Genomic DNA, 17,838 nt, shown 5'->3' on the forward strand with positions numbered 1-17,838 from the left:
CGGCGAACCCGGCAGTTGAACCGGCCGGGCGCAGGTTCAGGGCGGCACTCCGCCGGTCAGCGGCAGCCGCAGCCGGCCAGGACGGAGGCGGAGCGGTCCAGGGCGGCCTTGTTCGCGGCGCCGGGGGTCAGCCCGTTGCCCACGAAGGAGAAGACCAGCAGCCGGCCGTCGGCGTCCACGACGTACCCGCTGAGCGCGATGACCGTGTTCAACGTGCCTGTTTTGGCGCGCACCAGCCCGGCCCCGGCGGCCGTCGCGGCGTCCGTGTACCGGCCCCCCAGGGTGCCGGTGAGCCCGGCGACCGGGAAGCCTGCGAGGGCGGCGCGCAGCCTGGTGTCCGTGCCGGAGGTCATGGCCCGGACCACGTCCGTGAGTTGCCGGGCCGAGACCTGGTCGGCCGGGGCCAGGCCGGAGACATCCGCGGCCCGGAGGGCATCCGTGGAAACGCCCAGGTCCTTGACCTGCTGCAGCACGGCGGCGATGGCGTCGTCGCCGCTGCCGGGCCGGCCGGCGCCGAGGGCGGTCATCCGTCCCATCACCTCGGCGAGGTAGTTGTCCGAGGTCTGCAGCATGAGGTCCACCTGCTGCCCCACCGTGGCGGACTGGACCTCGGCCAGGACTTTCGCGTGGGCGCTGTCCGGCGTGGCACCGGCCTGAACGCGGGCGACGCCCGGTGCCACGGTCAGCCCCGCGGACGCGGCGGCCGCCGTGAGCCGGGCGGCGAAGGCCTCGGCGGCGGTCATGGCGGCGTCCTTCGGGCGGGGTCCGGTGGTTTTGGCGGGATCGAACCGGGCCGAGTTCAGTGCCAGCGGATACACCGGGGCCATTTCGCCGGCGGCGACGTCCTCGGGACTCCAGGCCTGTCGGAGCGGCGGGCCGGTGAAGAGGGAGTCATCGAGCAGGACGCGCACGGTGCCGGTGGCTGCGCCGCCGCCGTCGCCGCTGCCGGCGGCACCGTCCTGGAGTGCCCGGACGGTGGCCTGGGCGAGCGTGGCCAGCCCGGCACGGCCGAGGACCGCCCCGGGATCGGATTCGCCCGCCCCCAGGAGTACGTCTCCGCCGCCGGCCAGCACCACCGACCCGGGCGTGGGCCCTGCCAAAACCCGGGTACTGAAGCGGTGGTCGGGGCCCATGACGCGCAGGGCCGCGCTGGCTGTGAGGAGCTTCATATTCGACGCCGGAATGCGGGCCTCGTCGGCGGACCGGTCAAAGAGGACCTGCCCGCTGGCGGCGTCCTGGACGATCCCGGTGAAGGTGCCGCCGCCGTCGGTCTTCAGGGTCTCGTTGAGCCGGTCCGAGAGGGCGGCGCGGGCGGGAACGGGTGCGGTATCAGTGAGGGGACCGATCCCGTCTGATCCGTTGGAATCGCTCAGTGTGGCGGGGACCTGCTGCCAGGGCGGGGCTGCCCGGGATGCGTCCGGGGACCGGTCCGGGCCGAGGAAAGCCGGGGCGACGGCGATGCCGGCCGGCAGTGCCACGGCCGCCACCAGGAGGCTCTGGAGCAGCAGTACGAGGATCCCCCGACGCCTGCCGGGCACCGGCCTGGTGCCCTCGGGGCTGGTTCTCGGTTTCATGCTGCTGCTGGTCCTTATAGTCCTGAAATGTCCCCACTAGTTCCTGAAACCAGCGCCTCTCGCTATATCCTCAATAGTAGTCGGCGGCACCGACAGCCTTTATGCACGTGCCGCGCACCCCCTGAAGTCGTCAAGGAGCATTCCATGAAGCATGACGTGACTATCGAGATCCCCAAGGGATCGCGCGTCAAGTACGAAGTCGACCACGAGACCGGCCGCGTCCGCCTGGACCGCGTCCTTTTCACGTCGATGCAGTACCCCACCCACTACGGTTTCTTCGAGAACACCCTGGGCGAGGACGGAGATCCGCTGGATGCGCTGGTGCTCCTGCAGGACTTCGACCTCTACCCCGGCGTGATCGTCGAGTCCCGCCCGATCGGCGTCTTCAACATGACCGACGACGGCGGCGGCGACGCCAAGGTCCTCTGCGTGCCGACCGATGCGCGCTTTGACCACATCAAGGAAATCAGCGACGTCAGCGAGTTCCTGATCAGGGAAATCGAGCACTTCTTCACCCGCTACAAGGACCTGGAGCCGGGCAAGTGGGTCAAGGCCGAGGGCTGGGGCGACCGCGCCGCCGCCGAGGCCGAGCTCGAGGCCTCCATCAAGCGCTACGTTCCGGCTGCCGGACACTAGTCGTTTCCGCACTGCAACGCGGGGTCACATACTGCCGTTCCGGAGCTCCGGAACGGGCGGTGCGTGACCCCGCGTTTTTTCGTGGCGTGCGGGCACGCCGGTGAGGACCCTCGGCGTCGACCTCGCGGCGGCTGCCAAGAAGACGGCCGTGGCCGTCATCGAATGGGCCGACGGCGCCGCACACCTGGCGCATCTGTCCCTGGACGTCGGCGACGAAGAGATCGTCAGGCTCTTCGGCAGCAGCGATATGACCGGGGTTGACTGCCCCCTGGGCTGGCCGGACGCCTTCCTTCCCTTCCTTGCGGGGCACCTGGCTTTCGACGCCGGGCCGGTGCTCGGCTACGACGGGATCGAGGGCCGCCGCCTGCTCGCCTACCGGGACACCGACCGGTTCGTCACGGCCAGAACCGGGCTGATTCCGCTCAGCGTGTCCGCCGACCGATTGGCCCACCCGGCCATGCGGTGCGCCGTGATCCAGGCCAAGATCGCCCGGGACGCGGGGCCGCAGGCCCGGGACGGCTCCGGCCGCCTCGCCGAGGTCTATCCCGCGGCATCCCTGAAACTCTGGGAGATCCAGGCCCGCGGCTACAAGGGACGCGGGGCCCCGGAAGCGGAGAAGCTGTCCTCGGCGCTGGCGGATCTGACCCTGAAAGCCCCGTGGCTGGACCTGGCGGGGTACCGGGATGACCTTGCCGCCTCCGATGACATGTTTGATGCCGTCATCGCCTCGCTGACGGCACGGGCCGTCCGCCGGGGGCAAACACAGCGCCCCGGGCCCGGCGATGCCGCGGCAGCCCTGAGCGAGGGCTGGATCCACCTGCCGTCCGGGCATCTTTCCGGGCTCGCGGGCGGCTAGCCGCCTCTGTTACGGCCCCGGTACGGCGGCTTGGCCGGCAACTTGCCCCCGAACTGCCACCGGGTAGTGTGTGATCCAGAATGTTCACGCTGACCATCAATCAAACCGACAGCCGGCGCGACGGCGACCGCGTGCCGCAGCTCCTGAAGGACCTGCGGCACATCCCCGCGCGCCTTGATTTCGACCGCTCCGTGGAGGACGAGGTCCAGGGCATCGTGGACTGTCCGCATCAGGCGGTGGAGGCGGCCATGATCGCCCTGCGCAGCGGCAGCTGGTATGTGGGCATCGGGGTGGGCCCGGTGAACGAACCCCTGCCGAACCAGATCAAAGACGCCTCCGGCCACGGGCTGATCTATGCCCGGCGCGCCGTGGACCGCCTGCGGAACGGCAAGGACCGCATCCGGGTGGCCGTGGAGGGCCCGCTGGCGGACCTCGCCGCGGAAGCCGAGGCCGTGCTGCGCCTCCTGGGCCACATTGTGCACGACCGCAGCCACGCCGAATGGCGGGTCCTGGATCTGCTCACTCCGGGAGTCCGCGGCCAGCAGAAGGCCGTCGCCGAGGAACTCGGGATCACCACGCAGGCCGTCAGCAAGGCCGTGGCCCGGTCCCAGTGGAACGAAGAACACGCGGCACGTCCGGCGGCGGCCCGGCTCCTGGGCCTCATCCTCGACGTCCGCTAGCCCGCGCTGGCCGCGGCGGGCCGGGCTCCCGGACCGCCCGGCCGGGCGTCTAAAGGAGGCTGCGCAGCACGTGCGCGGCGCCGTCGTCGTAAACCGACTTCGTCACCTCATCGGCCGCGGCAATCACTTCCACCGGGGCCTGCCCCATGGCCACGCCGCGGCGCGCCCAGGTCAGCATCTCGATGTCGTTGCGGCCGTCGCCGACGGCGATTGTGCGGTGTGCTTCGATGCTGAGCCGGCCGCGGAGGTGTTCCAGCGCGCTGGCCTTCGTGACGCCGGCGGCGGCAATGTCCAGCCACGCCGTCCAGCCCACCGAATAGGTCACGCCGGCAAGCCCGATGTGGCGGATCGCGGCGTTGAACTCCTCCGGGGTGTTCTCCGAGCTGAAGACCACCACGCGGACGGCGGTTGCCTCCAGCATGGTCTGGAAGTCGACGCCGACCGCCTCGACGCCGAAGCTGGCGTCCTGGAAGCGCTCGGTGGACAGGAAGTTGCCGGATTCGTCCTCGAGGGCGTACTTGGCCGAGGGCAGCCGCTTGCGCAGGGCGCGGAGGGCCGGACCGGGGTCGAAGGTTGCCTTGTGGATTACCTCGTAGCCGTCGGACAGTCCGGAGTCGACGCGCAGGATCACGCCGCCGTTGGAGCAGACCGCGTAACCGTTCTCGATTCCGATGTGCTCGATGACCGGCAGCGTGGCGTTGAGCGAGCGGCCCGTGGCGATCGTGACGTGGTGGCCCGCGGCCACGACGGCCTGGGCGGCCTCGCGGACCGGGACCGACATGTGGCCGTCGTGATCCACCAGGGTGCCGTCGACGTCCAAGGCGACCATCATCTTGTCGCCGGGGCTCTTCGGGGCCGTGTTTATCCGGGCCTCGGTGTTCTGCATGTTGTTCTCGTGTGTGGTGCGCCGGTCATCGTTGCCGGCGACTGAGGATTCAGTCATGGTTGTCATCTCACAAGTAGAGCAGAGAGCCCCGACTGCCGCTAGGACTCAGGCCACAGCAGGGCGTGAATTTGCGGTAAACACCCACAGCCTGTCCACAGTGTGAATGTTTACCCGGCGGCGGGCGGAGGCCCGGCTGGTAGTTAGTGGTCGGTGGTTAGAGAACGGGGAAGACCGTCATGCCGCCGAGGTACTTCTGCAGGGCGGCGGGGACGTTGACAGAGCCGTCGGGGTTCTGGTGGTGCTCCAGGATGGCGACGATCCAGCGCGTGGTGGCCAGGGTTCCGTTGAGCGTGGCCACGGCCCGGGTGCCCTTGGGCGCACCGTCCTCGTTCAGGACACGCTCGCGGATGTTCAGTCGGCGGGCCTGGAAGGTGGTGCAGTTGGACGTCGAGGTCAGTTCCCGGTACGCGCCCTGGGTGGGGACCCAGGCTTCGCAGTCGTACTTCCGGGCCGCGGAATTGCCCAAGTCCCCGGCAGCGGTGTCAATCACGCGGTACGGGAGCTCGCACTTGGCCAGCATTTCCTCTTCCCACGCCAGGAGGCGGGCGTGCTCGGCAGCCGCCTCTTCGACAGTGGTGTAGATGAACATTTCGACCTTGTTGAACTGGTGGACCCGGATGATGCCGCGGGTGTCCTTGCCGTGCGAGCCAGCCTCGCGGCGGTAGCACGAGCTCTGGCCCGCGTAGCGGATGGGACCGTCCGACAGGTCCAGGATCTCGTCGGCGTGGTAGCCGGCGAGGGCCACTTCGGAGGTGCCCACAAGGTAGAGGTCGTCTTCGGCGAGACGGTAGATCTCGGCGTCGTGCTTGACGTCAAAGCCCGTGCCCTGCATGGTTTCCGGGCGGACCAGGGTGGGCGTGATCATGGGGACGAACCCGGCCTCGATCGCCTGGTCCATGGCCATCTGGAGCAGCGCCATTTCCAGCCGGGCGCCGACGCCGCGCAGGAAGTAGAAGCGTGAACCGGACACCTTCGCCCCGCGTTCCATGTCGATGGCCCCAATCAGCTCGCCGATCTCCAAGTGGTCCCGGGGCTCGAAGTCGGGGAATTCGCGTGGCGTGCCGACGGTCTTGACAACGATGTAGTCGTCCTCGCCGCCGGCCGGGACGCCGTCCTCGATCAGGTTGGGGATGGTGCGGAGCAGCTCCTCCTGGGCGGCCTGGGCGACATCGGCCTCGGCCGATGCGGCCTTGACGGAGGCGGCAAGGACCTTGACCTCGGCGAGAAGGGCCTGCTTTTCCTCGCCCTTGGCCTGCGCAACCTTCTTGCCGAACACGTTCTGTTCGGCCCGCAGGTTCTCGAACCGGATCAGCGCCGCGCGCCTGGCCGAATCCGCGGCGATGATCGCGTCCACCGCGGATTCGTCGGCGCCGCGGGCGCGCTGGCTGGCACGGAACTTGTCCGGGTTTTCGCTGAGGTCTTTTACGTCGATCACCAGACAAGAGTATCCAATCCGGCCGGCGTTACCGGGCAAGCAGGTCACGGGGCGCTGGCGGGATACTGTTGGATCACAATGCGCGACTGGCTGCTCTACCTCGTCATCGCTGGGGTTCTGGCGTTTGCCGCCTCCAGTTGGTGGGGGGTGCGCCGGCTGAGGGCCAAGCACACCCGCAGTGCCGTGTGGGAGCAAACCCACAGCCCGGACCTGGGGCGGCAGAAGGTTGCCGTGGTCCTGAATCCCATCAAGGCCCGTTCGGCAGAGGCGCGGGCACTCATTAAAGCGGCGTGCGCCGAGGCCGGCTGGGAGCCGCCCGGCATCTTTGAAACCACCGCCGAGGACCCCGGATTCTCGCAGGCGCGGGCGGCGGTGGCCAGCGGGGCCGACGTCGTCCTGGCCTGCGGCGGGGACGGGACGGTGCGCGTCGTGGCCGAGGTCCTTGCCGGGACGGACACCGCCATGGGCCTGATTCCGCTCGGCACCGGCAACCTCCTGGCCCGCAACGTGCATCTGGAGGTCAACGACCTCCAGGGCAACGTGCAGGCGGCCCTGTTCGGTCACCAGCGGTTCATCGATACGGCGCGGATGACCGTTGAGAATGCACGGACCGGGGAGTCAGCGGAGCACACTTTCCTGGTGATCGCGGGCATGGGCATGGACGCCGAGGTGGTCAGTGATACCAATGACGGTTTGAAGAAGGCCGTGGGCTGGCTGGCGTATACGGAAGCCGGGGTGCGGCACCTCCCGGGGCGCCGCAAGAAGGTCTCGATTGGGCTGGATGACCAGCCTGAGCAGTCGCGGAAGATCCGCAGTGTGTTGTTCGCGAACTGTGGCCTGATTCCCGGGGGAATCGACTTTATCCCGCAGGCCATGATCGATGACGGGATGCTCGACGTCGTGGTGATGAGCCCGCGCAGTGCAATCGGCTGGCTGGCGATGTACACAAAGATCGTGCTGAAGCACAAGAAGGATCTGCCGGTCATGACGTATTACCGTTCCGGCAAGATCACCATCCGGTGCTCCGAACCCATGCCTACCCAGATCGACGGCGATCCTTCCGGCGAGGCCACGACGGTCACCGTACAGGTGGCCCCGGGATCCCTGCTGGTCCGGGTCAAGGACGGGGCGGGAGGCGACTAGGCCCGCGCCGGTTAGTCTGACGGCGGCTCCTCTGAGGGGGACTAGGCGCTGGCGGCCTTCTTGGCGTCTGCGGCCTTCTTCGCATCTGCTGCAGCTTTGGCGGCCCTGGCCTCGGACTGCTCGCGGATCATTGCCTGCTCTTCTTCAAAGCGCAGTCGGTCCGCGCGGTCGGCGTCGTCGCCGTCCCAGTCCTGGTTGTCAGCTGTCGGCTTGGGATTGACAATCATTCCCTGGCCGTCATTGTCTGTGCTGGTTCCTGACATGACCCGCTCCCTCCGGTAGAGGACTTCCCCAATATGGATCAGGCAAGCATACGCACAGTTGGGAAGCGGTGGAAGTGCACCGGAAGGCATTTGCCTACGCTCTGGGCGAAGCCCCCGGGGTATATTCCGCCACGGCAGATGCGCCACTCAGTATGTCTCTGACCCATGCATGCGCGGCCCGGAATGCTTGGTCGGAGGTATGCGGCGCCACGATGCTGCGGTGGCCGTCCGCACGCTGGTAAGAGCCTAGGAAGCGAGTGGCCGGGCTGATCCGGTGGAGACCCGCGAGCGCGTCCGCCACCCGGGCGTCGGCCACGTGGCCGTCGGCATCAATGCTGAAGAAGTAATGGCCCAGATACTGCCCGGTAGGGCGGGATTCGATCCGGCTCAGGTTGACACCGCGTGTGGCGAACTGGTCCAGGATCTCCATCAGCGCACCGGGCCGGTCCTCGGGCAGTGGGACCACCACCGTGGTCTTGTCCGCTCCCGTGCGGGCGGGCAGTTCGCCCGGGCGGCCCACCAGCACGAACCGGGTGACGGCGCCGGGGTTGTCGCCGATGTTTTCGGCAAGAACGGACAGGCCCGGCTGTTCCTGGGCCACGATCGGGGCGCAGATCGCGGCATCGTAGTGGACGCCGTCGGCGTCCAGCAGGCCCATGGCGGCCGCGGCGGTGGAGGACCCCGGAATGTATTCCGCATTGGGAATATTGGCGTCCACCCAGAGCCTGCACTGGGCCCAGGCATGGCCGTGGGTGGAGACGCGCCGGATGTCCCCGATCTCCACGCCCGGCCTGGCCACTAGGACGAAGCTGATGGGCACCAGGGCCTCCCGGAGGATCCTGAGTTCCTGGCCGGTGGCGATGGCGTCGAGGGTCGCAGTGACGCCGCCCTCGACGGAGTTCTCGATCGGCACCATGGCCGCATCGGCGGAGCCATCCCGCACTTTGTCCAGCGCCGTGTTGACATTCGAGGACGGAATGCGGATGGCGTGCGCCGCGTCCGGAACCTGCATCAGGGCCGCCTCGGTGAAGGTCCCCTCAGGGCCGAGGAATGTGTACGTGACGGTTGGTGCGGGCATCGGCTTTTCCTTCTTCGGTTACAGGATGACTGGCTTGAGGCCGTTGTCGGACACGAGCGGCATGCCGGTCTCTACCCACTGGTCCATGCCGCCGGCCACGTTCAGCGCGGAATATCCCATGCCGACGAGCCACTGGGCGGCCCGGTGGGAGCGGCCGCCTGTACGGCAAATGACATAGACGTCCTCGTCCGGGTCGAGCTCCTCGAGCCGGGCCGGCAGCTGGTCCAGGGGAATGTGCAGGGCGCCCTCGGCGTGGCCCGCGACCCATTCGTAGTCCTCGCGGACATCAAGGATCTTGGCGCCGTCGGGGATGCCAGACACGCTGACGGTGTGGAAGTCGCTCATGTTCGCCCTTTCCGCAGATTTCAAGGTCCGTTCCCAGCGTATCCCCCGCCGCTGGCCGAGCGCCCCCGCAGTCGGCACGTTACGCTTCTGGAGAGCGCAAAGGAGACCTCATGGCTGCCAAACACCCCGCGGCGCGGCCTGTCCGCGGTTCCCGCCACGGGACACGCCCTCCCCTCGCCGCCAGGGTTGGGCATGATGCCCCAGTGCCCGTACGCAGTCCCCAACAACGGACATGCCCTCCCCTCGTCATGACGGCTGGCCATCTCCCCAGTCCCGTCCTTCCCTCCCAAAGGACATGCCCTCCCCACGCCGCCAGGGTTGGGCATGATGCCACAGTGCCCGTACGCAGTCCCCAACAATGGACATGTCCTCCCCTCGTCGGAGCGGCCGCAGGGCACACCATGCCTGCCGAACGGTTCCGGGACGGCCTGGAGCCCCGTTTCCTTGGCTGAAATCCACGAGCTCTCTGCCGTTCAACTACGGGATGCACTCCGTTCCGGGGAGCTCTCCGCCCGGCAGGCCACGGATCATTTCCTGTACCGCATCGAAGCCCAAAACGCGCACCTCGGGGCCTTCATCACCGTCACCGCCGACCAGGCCCGGAAGGATGCCGCAGCAGCAGACCAGCTCCATGCCCTCCGAAGCCAGGACCCGAGCGACGGCGGCCTGCCGCCGCTGCACGGCATGCCGCTCGCATTCAAGGACCTGACAGATGTGGCTGGGGTGATCACCACGCATGGGAGCGCCGCTCTGGAGCACAAACCGGCGCTGACGGACGGCGCACTCCCCGCCGTGCTCAAGACCGCGGGGGTGGTGTCGCTGGGCAAAACGCAGGTCCCGGAATTCGGCCTGACAGCCTACAGCGAGAACCGGATCGCCCCGCCGTCGCGCAATCCGTATGCCCTCAGCCGCAGTTCAGGCGGATCCTCGGGCGGCAGCGCTGCCGCGGTGGCCGCGGGGCTGCTGCCGTTTGCCCCCGGAACCGACGGCGGCGGCTCCGTGCGGATTCCGGCCGCCGCCTGCGGACTCATCGGGTTGAAGCCCGGCCGCGGGCTCGTGCCGGCCGGGGAAAGCTCAGGCGATGCGGCCCAGCTTGTGGTTGCCGGCCCGCTCGCCCGCTCCGCCGCCGATGCCGCCCTGATGCTCGATGCCCTGATGCCCGGCCCGGCGGATGCCAGCTACCTCGAATTGACCGCCCGGGAGCCGGACCGGCTGCGGATCGGCGTCAGTCTGGACAGCCCGTGGCAGACGATTTTCCCATTCACTCCGGACCGCGAGGCGCTCGATGCGCTGGCCGACGGCGTCGCACGGCTGGAGGCGTCCGGCCACGAGACCTCGGAGGCGGCGATCCGCTATGACAACCGCTACCCGGATGCCTTCACCACTGCCTGGACCGCCGGCGTCGGCAGCGCGCGAATAGCACCCCAGCGCGAGGCACTCCTGACCCCGCTCACCAGAACATTCCGGCGGCGCGCGCAGCAGCGCAGTACGTCCAAGCTCAATGAATGCCTCGGGTTCCTGCGGCAATTCCAGCGGGACACGATCGCCCAGTATGCCCGCTGGGACCTCATCGTGACCCCGGCCCTGGCGCAGACGCCCCGGCCGGTGGGCTGGTTCACCGGCGCGGCCCACGGCGTCGGCTACTGGCCGGCCGCTGAATGGGCGGGCGACGCCGACGGCGACTACCGCAAGCAATGCGAATACGCGCCGTGGTCCTCCATGGTGAACGTCTGCGGCCTGCCGGCCATCACGATCCCGATGCACTGGACCGGCGGCGCTCCGGGTTCCGGCCTGCCGATGGGCATTCAGCTGATCGGGCCGATGGGCTCCGAGGGGCTGCTGCTGCAGGTGGCCGCCCAGCTGGGTTTCTAGGCCGGGGTTAGTCGTGTCCGTGCGAGGACGCTGACCGCGCCAGGTCCCCGCCGTCGTGTACCGACCCGGTGGTGGTCCGGATCGCGATGCCGTCCAGGTTCGGCAGAGCGTGGCCGAGGCGGTGCCTGGCATCCGCGGCGATCTGTTCGGCTGCGGAGACCGGCATGTCTGCGACCTGGATGCTGGCGTTGCCCTGGAGGCGGTGGCCGATCCAACGCAGTTGCAGCGCCGGGACGGCGTCCACGCCGGGGGTGGAGGCCAGGGCCGACCGTGCCCTGTCAACAAGGTCCGGTTCGATGCCGTCCATCAGGCGCCGGCCGATGCTGCGGACCGTTCCCCACAACAGGATGACAATGGCTGCCGCGATCAGCAGCCCAACGATCGGGTCGGCCAGCGGGAACCCGGCCCACACGCCGATCACGCCCAGCACCACGGCAAGCGACGTGAAACCGTCCATCCGGGCGTGGACACCGTCGGCCACCAGCGCGGCGGAGCCGATCTTCCGGCCGATCCGGATCCGGTAGATGGCCACGGCTTCGTTGCCGGCGAAGCCCACCAGCCCCGCTGCCGCAACCCACCACAGGTTCTGCAGCGGCTGGGGATTCAACAGCCGGTCGATCGACTGCCATGCGGCGACGACGGCGGAGAGCGCGACGACCACAACGATGAAGAGCCCGGCCAGGTCCTCGGCACGCCCGAAGCCGTAGGTATAACGGCGGGTCGCCGGCCGGCGGGCCAGCAGGAACGCGATCCACAGCGGCACAGCCGTCATGGCGTCGGAGAAGTTATGGATCGTGTCCGCGAGGAGTGCCACCGAACCGCTCATCAGCACCACGATGAATTGAAGGACAGTCGTGCCAAGAAGCATGAAGAGGCTGATCTTCACCGCCCTGACGCCGTGTTCACTCGCCTCAAGGGCGTCGTCGACAGAGTCCGCGGCGTCGTGGGTGTGCGGGACGAACAATCCGTACAGGAAGCCTTTGATCCCCGTCGGATGCTCATGGGAATGGCCGTGCCCATGGTCATGATCATCGTGGCCGTCGTGCCCGTGGCTGTGGTTGTGGCTGTGGTGGGCATGGTCGTGGTCATGGCCGTCGTGCCCATGGTCATGATCATCGTGGCCGTGGTCCTCGGACCCGTGATCATGGCTGCCAGCGTCCGGCTGTGCGTGGACGGGCGCGGTTGCCCCGGGACGGTGGAGGTCATGGGATTCGGTCACGATAGGTCCGCGCTTTCGGGGTGGTGGTGGCGGGGGGTTCCCCCCAGTGAGTGTTCGGCCTGGAAGATGGCGTCGGTAACGAGCTGGCGGGCGTGCTCATTCTCCAGGCGGTAGAAGACGCGTGTTCCGTCTTGCCTGGTGGTCACCAGGCGCGCGAGGCGCATCTTTGCCAGGTGCTGGGAAACGGCCGCCGGAGATTTGTGGACAATCTCGGCCAGCTGGTTGACCGGCAGTTCGCCCTCGCGCAGGGCAAGAATAATCCGGACACGCGTGGCGTCGGCGAGCATGGCAAAAATCTCAACGGCGAGTTCGACATACTGGCTGTCCGGCTCGCGCCCGCATATCTGCTTATCTGCATCCATACGCAGATTATTTCACACTTGTTGCCCCAGGGGATCGACCAGCCGGGCCCGGGTCGATGGGCCTGAGGAGTTCCCCGGCAGCACACGGGCAGCACAGCGGCGTCCGGCACTTCTCCAGGCGCCTGTGGACATGTCCGGCCGTGGTGAGGGGCGTTGGACATGTCCGGCGCCGGTCCGGGGACATGCTCCTCGTTCACGCCATGCGTGGGACATGTCCGGCGCCGGCCCGGGGACATGCTCCTCCATCGCGGCGAGACTTGGGCACAATGCCATCATGTCCACGCGCGGGTGCCAGGAATGGGCATGTCCCCCCACGGGCCGTTCAGCAGATCCGCGGTTCAGCAAATCCCCGGCTCAGCAGATCCGCGGCTCCGCGCCTGCCTGATCTTCAGTTCCCCGGTTCCGCGAACTGCCGCACCCACACCCGCTACCGCTACCCGCGGAAGTAGCCCGCGACGTCGGCGATGATCTGCACCGAGCCGCTCGACGTATTCGCAATTTTGATGTTGCCGTCCGGCCCAACGGGAACCACGGCGAGGTCAGCGACGATCTGTCCTGGCAAATAGAACAGGCTTGAGACTTTCGGGGTGGAGGACCCCGAGGCGAATGCGGTGAGGAGTCCGTAGGACTTGCCCGCTGTAGCCGTCACGTTGACCACCACGGCGGCCACGGTGGTGGGTATCCCCTTGACGCCGCGCACATGGAAAGTGACCGACCCTCCCGCCGGGACAGCTCCTGAAGAGAGCCGCGTGTCCAGGAACCGGGTGGGCGCCAGGGCTCCGAAGGCGCCGGCCTGGACCGGTTTGCCGGACAGGTAATACCCCTCGACGTCGGCAATGACCTGCGCCGACCCGGACGACGTGTTCGAGACTGTTACCTTCCCGTCGGTCCCGAGCGGGACCACGACGAGGTTGGACACGGTCTGCCCCGCCGAGTAGTTCAGAGTGGACGAGCTCGGTTTCGAGGACCCCGCGGCGTATGCGGTCAGGAAGCCGTACGACTTTGTCTCGGTCGCCGTGAGGTTCAGGACCACCGCCGAGGCATTCGTGGGGATCCCCGACTTCCCGCCAGCCATGAAGGACACCGAGCTTCCGCCGGAAACGGCCCCGGAAGACTTCCGCGTGTCCAGCAGCCGGGCGGGCGCCACGGCACTGAACGTCCCGGGCGACGACGGCGTGCCGGCATGGAAATACGCGGACACACTCACAATCAGATGCACGGAGCCTGACGAGGAGTTGGTGAGCGTAAGCCGGCCGTCCGTGCCGACGGGCACCGTAGCGAGGTTCGAGACGGTCTGCCCGGCAACGTAGTTCAGATTCGAGGTCCCGGGTTTGGCCGTCCCCGAGGCATAGGCGGTGATGACCCCGTGCGACGTCGGCGACGTCGCAGTCAGGTTGATGACAACCGCGGACACGCTGGTCGGCACACCCCTTACGCCGGCTACCCGGAAGGAAACCGACCCGCCCGCGGCCACGCGCCCCGGCCAGATCCTGGTATCGAGGAATCGCGTCGGGTCCATCGCTATGGCCCGACCCGCACAGTTCGGCACAGTGAGCGCGGGGGTGGCGACCGCGGACGCCTGGGTGTTCGCGGCCGCCTGCCGGTACGCGGCCAGGTATGCCCGTCCCAGATATTCGATACCCACCCGGGAGAAATGGGTCGTGTCCCCCGAATTTAGGGCACAGGCCAGCGAGGGCGCGAAGCCGGTGTAGGCGACGCGGCCCGGCGTTTGGTAGTGACTCGCGTCCACATTGGCCCTGCCCGGCGTGGCCGCGATGCCCTCCGGCGACATGCGCCCGAGGACGAACGGCAGCTTCGGGGCCGACAGCCGGTCCCGGAAGAACGCAATGAGCTGGTCCAGCTTGGCGCTGTAGGCCGAAGTGCTTGTGGAGGAATTGCTCTCGCCCTGATGCCAGAGAATGCCCTTGAGCTCCACCGCATAGCCGGCCGCCTTCGCCGCCGCGAGGCCGCTCAACGTCTGCTTAACGGCCAGTGTCGGCAGATCGTAGTCCGGGGCCGAAGCCGCACCGACGGACCAGGTCAGTGTCCCCGGCGCGCTGGTGAATCCGGTGTCGCCGTGCGCCGCCGGGATGATGAGGACCCCGACGTCGGCGGGCTGGGTCTTCAGGTATTCCCTGGCCATCGTTGTGGCGGGGGAAAGGCCGCTGGGGGCGTCGTGCATGTCCAGCGGGACCGAGGCGGCCCGGAAGGTGCGGGTCTTAGCTCCGAACTGGAAGATGCGCGGGTCTTCGACGTCTGTCGCGCCATCGATAGGAAGACCTCGCCCGGACATGTTCGACTGCCCGACCGCGAGAAACACGTGCAGAGTAGTAATGGCCGTTGCAGCCCGCGCCGGCACGACGCCCGCCGCCATCAGGGCGAAGACCGCGAGACCGATCAGGACACGGTGGAGGCTCCGGGCCGTGGGCCGCGTCGGGGGCCTGCCGCCCGGGTGCCGGGGCTGCCGTAGCCCAGAGGCCGCCGTTGAGGAAGGTAATGTCCGCACCGGCGGCCGCGCCGCGTTCGGGGGACGACAAAGCTTGCCCCAACCAGCCATGGACCACACTCTTGCCGAGCCACCTTGGGGTTTTCTTGCCCCCCCGCCAAATGGACGCTGGCTCCGGCCGGCGGCTATCGTTCACTCAAAACCGACGAGGCCGCGAAAGAGGATCGATGAAGATCACCGGTGCAGTACTTGAGGAAATCGGCCGCCCGCGCCCCTTCACGGAATCCAGGCCGATCAGCATCTGCGAGCTGGATCTGGCCGCTCCCGGGCCCACCGAGATCCTCGTCCGGCTGGAGGCCGCCGGGATCTGCCACTCGGACCTGAGCGTTGTCGATGGCAACCGGGTCCGGCCGGTGCCCATGCTGCTGGGCCACGAGGCGGCGGGCCGGATCGTCGAGGTGGGGTCCGGCGTCGGGGATCTGCAGCCCGGTCAGCGCGTAGTCATGTCCTTCCTGCCCCGGTGCGAGAGCTGCGCGAACTGCGCCGAGGACGGCCGGCTGCCCTGCACGGCCGGCTCGAAGAGCAACAACGACGGAACCCTGCTGCACGGGTCCCGGCACTTGAGCCGAGGCGGGGAGCCCGTCCACCACCACCTGGGCGTCTCGGGATTCGCTACATACGCCGTGGTGGACCGCGCTTCGGCCGTGCCGGTGGACGACGACATCCCGGCAGACATTGCGGCGGTCCTGGGCTGCGCCGTGCTGACCGGCGGCGGCGCCGTGCTCAACGCGGCCCGGCCCCGGCCGGAGGACAGCATCATGATCGTCGGCCTGGGCGGGGTGGGCATGGCGGCCCTCATCACCGCCGTCTCCCAAGGAATCTCGCGGATCATCGCCGTGGACACGCTGGAGCAGAAACTCGACCACGCCCGCCGCCTCGGCGCCCACGAAACGTACACGCCGCAGCAGGTCCTCGACGGCGGGGTTAAAGCCAGATTCGTGATCGAGTGCGCCGGCAATCCGCGCGCCTTCGAAACCGCCTTCGCCGCCACCTCCCCCGGCGGCACCACCGTGACGGCCGGGCTGCCCTCCCCCGACGCCCGCGCCCAGCTGCCGCCTCTGACAATCACCGCAGAGGCAAGGACGATCGTGGGGAGCTACCTTGGCTCCGCCGTCCCGTCACGGGACATACCGAAATACGCCCAGCTGTGGCGGGACGGGAAGCTGCCGGTCGAGGAACTGATCTCGGACCGCATCGCTCTGGCCGATATCAACCGGGCCATGGACCAGCTGGCAGACGGGCACGCCATCCGGCAGATCATCATGTTCGACGCCGGCGGTCCCGCCTGACGGCCGGCTCCGGGCCAAGCCGGAGCCCTGACCGGAGGGGGGTGGGGCGGCGTCCACACGACCGAACAGCGGGAAAATAGGGGCGAAACACCGTCGGGGTTACTTGCCCCCGGGCGCCGCGAATGTGACAATCGCGCGTCATAATGTCAGCATTAAGTAAATGAGCACAACTCATTTAGAAACTCGCCCCGCTACAACGCCGGGCGATACCTCGTTTTTTGGCCACCCAAAGATGCTGGCCAGCCTCTTCTCCGTAGAAATGTGGGAGCGCTTCTCCTTCTACGGCATGCAGGGAATCCTGCTCTACTACATGTACTTCTCGGTCGAGAAGGGCGGCCTCGGGATTGAGCAGGGCCTGGCCGCCAGCCTCGTCGGCGCGTACGGCGGCGGCGTCTACCTCTCCACGATCCTGGGCGCGTGGCTCGCTGACCGGCTGTTCGGCTCCGAGAAGGTGTTGTTCGGCTCGGCCATCATGATCATGGGCGGCCACATCGCGCTGGCCCTCGTGCCCGGCGTCCCCGGCCTGATCGCCGGCCTGGTGCTGGTGGGCGTCGGTTCTGGCGGGCTCAAGGCCAATGCCACCGCCCTTGTCGGCAGCCTGTACGGCGAGAAGGACGAACGCCGCGATGCCGGGTTCTCCATCTTCTACATGGGCATCAACGCCGGCGCGCTGATCGGCCCCCTCGTCACCGGCTGGCTACAGGAAAGCCAAGGCTTCCACTGGGGCTTCGGCGCTGCCGCCGTCGGTATGGCTGTGGGCCTGACCGTCTACGCGCTGGGACGCAACAAGCTCCCCGCGCAGACCCAGCGGGTTGCGCATCCCCTCCCTGCCGCGCAGCGCAAGCAGTACGGACTGATCTTCGTCGGCATCGCCGCGGTCATCGCCGCGCTGTTCATCTCGGGCACCGTGAACGCCGAGAACCTGGCCACGTCCATGGCGTACGCCGCCATCGGCGCGTCGGTGGTCTACTTCACCCTGATCTTCCGGAGCAATAAGGTCACCGCCACCGAACGCGGACGGGTGGCAGCGTTCATCCCGCTGTACATCGCCTCGGCCGCGTTCTGGGCCCTCTTCCAGCAGCAGTTCACCTTCATCGCGGTGTACTCGGAGGAGAAGCTGGACCGCAACTTCTTCGGCTGGGAAATGCCTGCCGCCTGGGTCCAGTCCATCAACCCGGTGTTCATCATCATCTTCGCCGGCGTCATGGCGGCCCTGTGGACACGGCTCGGCCGCAAGCAGCCGGGATCGGCGCTGAAGTTCTCCATCGGCCTGTTCGTGATGGGGCTGGCCTTCCTGGCCTTCATTCCGCTCTCCGGCGACGGCAAGACTCCGCTGCTGGCTCTGGCGGGAATCCTGCTGCTGTTCACGCTGGCGGAATTGTTCCTGTCCCCCATCGGGCTGTCCGTCACGACCAAGCTGGCGCCGAAGGCCTTCCACACCCAGATGGTGGCGCTGTTCTTCCTGTCCGTGTCCCTGGGCACCACGCTGGCCGGCATCCTGTCCGGCCTGTACAACCCGAATGACGAGCTGCCGTACTTCATCGGTGTGGGCGGGACCGCCATCCTGCTGGCCGTCGGCATGGCAGCCGCCTCGCCGGCCATCAAGAAGCTCATGGGCGGCGTACGCTGACCCG

16 protein-coding genes are annotated in these 17,838 nt (G+C 68.1%); 7 read left to right on the forward strand and 9 right to left on the reverse strand.

From position 1 onward, the window contains the following. Positions 1-56: 56 nt before the first annotated feature. Positions 57-1,574, reverse strand: a complete 1,518-nt coding sequence (dacB, locus tag ABD243_RS02110; protein ID WP_344361509.1) for a D-alanyl-D-alanine carboxypeptidase/D-alanyl-D-alanine endopeptidase — start codon at positions 1,572-1,574, stop codon at positions 57-59. Between the two features lie 144 nt (positions 1,575-1,718). Between dacB and ABD243_RS02115 the strand changes: the two genes are divergently transcribed. From ABD243_RS02115 to ABD243_RS02125, 3 genes are all read left to right on the forward strand, one after another. Further along, on the forward strand, positions 1,719-2,210 hold the full coding sequence (locus tag ABD243_RS02115) for an inorganic diphosphatase (protein ID WP_091255519.1): 492 nt from the start codon (positions 1,719-1,721) through the stop codon (positions 2,208-2,210). A 100-nt stretch (positions 2,211-2,310) separates the two neighbouring features. After that, positions 2,311-3,066 carry a DUF429 domain-containing protein gene (locus ABD243_RS02120; RefSeq protein ID WP_344361514.1) on the forward strand — a complete coding sequence of 252 codons (756 nt, stop codon included), beginning with the start codon at positions 2,311-2,313 and terminating at the stop codon, positions 3,064-3,066. Between the two features lie 80 nt (positions 3,067-3,146). Next, a complete protein-coding gene (locus tag ABD243_RS02125; RefSeq protein WP_116765436.1) occupies positions 3,147-3,746 on the forward strand; it encodes a MarR family transcriptional regulator in 600 nt (199 codons plus the stop codon). Between the two features lie 49 nt (positions 3,747-3,795). Here ABD243_RS02125 and ABD243_RS02130 read toward each other — a convergent pair whose 3' ends face one another. Then, positions 3,796-4,698 (reverse strand): HAD family hydrolase, encoded by a 903-nt coding sequence (locus ABD243_RS02130; RefSeq protein ID WP_344361517.1) that lies wholly within the window; start codon positions 4,696-4,698, stop codon positions 3,796-3,798. Between the two features lie 148 nt (positions 4,699-4,846). Next, positions 4,847-6,127, reverse strand: a complete 1,281-nt coding sequence (gene serS / locus ABD243_RS02135) for a serine--tRNA ligase (RefSeq protein ID WP_344361519.1) — start codon at positions 6,125-6,127, stop codon at positions 4,847-4,849. 78 nt (positions 6,128-6,205) lie between these two features. Here serS and ABD243_RS02140 point away from each other — a divergent pair, with 78 nt between their 5' ends. Then, positions 6,206-7,270 (forward strand): diacylglycerol/lipid kinase family protein, encoded by a 1,065-nt coding sequence (locus tag ABD243_RS02140; RefSeq protein WP_344361521.1) that lies wholly within the window; start codon positions 6,206-6,208, stop codon positions 7,268-7,270. Positions 7,271-7,311: 41 nt separating this feature from the next. Here ABD243_RS02140 and ABD243_RS02145 read toward each other — a convergent pair whose 3' ends face one another. From ABD243_RS02145 to ABD243_RS02155, 3 genes are all read right to left on the reverse strand, one after another. Beyond that, the gene (locus ABD243_RS02145) at positions 7,312-7,533 is read right to left on the reverse strand and encodes a hypothetical protein (RefSeq protein WP_091255530.1); all 222 of its coding nucleotides are present in this window, start codon (positions 7,531-7,533) and stop codon (positions 7,312-7,314) included. Positions 7,534-7,627: 94 nt separating this feature from the next. Next, a complete protein-coding gene (gene pheA / locus ABD243_RS02150) occupies positions 7,628-8,611 on the reverse strand; it encodes a prephenate dehydratase (protein WP_344361524.1) in 984 nt (327 codons plus the stop codon). A gap of 18 nt (positions 8,612-8,629) precedes the next feature. Then, a complete protein-coding gene (locus ABD243_RS02155) occupies positions 8,630-8,956 on the reverse strand; it encodes a rhodanese-like domain-containing protein (RefSeq protein WP_116765432.1) in 327 nt (108 codons plus the stop codon). Between the two features lie 444 nt (positions 8,957-9,400). On the opposite strand from ABD243_RS02155, the gene ABD243_RS02160 reads away from it, so the two are divergent. Then, positions 9,401-10,828: an amidase gene (locus tag ABD243_RS02160; protein ID WP_344361527.1), complete on the forward strand. Its 1,428-nt coding sequence runs from the start codon at positions 9,401-9,403 to the stop codon at positions 10,826-10,828. A 7-nt stretch (positions 10,829-10,835) separates the two neighbouring features. Here ABD243_RS02160 and ABD243_RS02165 read toward each other — a convergent pair whose 3' ends face one another. From ABD243_RS02165 to ABD243_RS02175, 3 genes are all read right to left on the reverse strand, one after another. Continuing rightward, the gene (locus ABD243_RS02165; RefSeq protein WP_344361530.1) at positions 10,836-12,047 is read right to left on the reverse strand and encodes a cation diffusion facilitator family transporter; all 1,212 of its coding nucleotides are present in this window, start codon (positions 12,045-12,047) and stop codon (positions 10,836-10,838) included. Next, positions 12,044-12,409 carry an ArsR/SmtB family transcription factor gene (locus tag ABD243_RS02170; RefSeq protein WP_091255538.1) on the reverse strand — a complete coding sequence of 122 codons (366 nt, stop codon included), beginning with the start codon at positions 12,407-12,409 and terminating at the stop codon, positions 12,044-12,046. Before ABD243_RS02170 ends, ABD243_RS02165 begins: the two co-directional genes overlap by 4 nt. A gap of 433 nt (positions 12,410-12,842) precedes the next feature. Continuing rightward, complete coding sequence (locus tag ABD243_RS02175; RefSeq protein WP_344361534.1) at positions 12,843-14,729, reverse strand: sialate O-acetylesterase; 1,887 nt, start codon at positions 14,727-14,729, stop codon at positions 12,843-12,845. Positions 14,730-15,082: 353 nt separating this feature from the next. On the opposite strand from ABD243_RS02175, the gene ABD243_RS02180 reads away from it, so the two are divergent. Both ABD243_RS02180 and ABD243_RS02185 read left to right on the forward strand, forming a co-directional pair. Then, positions 15,083-16,204, forward strand: a complete 1,122-nt coding sequence (locus ABD243_RS02180; RefSeq protein WP_344361537.1) for an alcohol dehydrogenase catalytic domain-containing protein — start codon at positions 15,083-15,085, stop codon at positions 16,202-16,204. A 160-nt stretch (positions 16,205-16,364) separates the two neighbouring features. Next, entirely contained in the window at positions 16,365-17,834 is a 1,470-nt protein-coding gene (locus tag ABD243_RS02185; protein ID WP_344361540.1) for a peptide MFS transporter, read from the forward strand. Positions 17,835-17,838 lie beyond the last annotated feature (4 nt).

Origin of the sequence: Arthrobacter humicola, assembly GCF_039531445.1 — a bacterium.
GTDB lineage: Bacteria > Actinomycetota > Actinomycetes > Actinomycetales > Micrococcaceae > Arthrobacter > Arthrobacter humicola.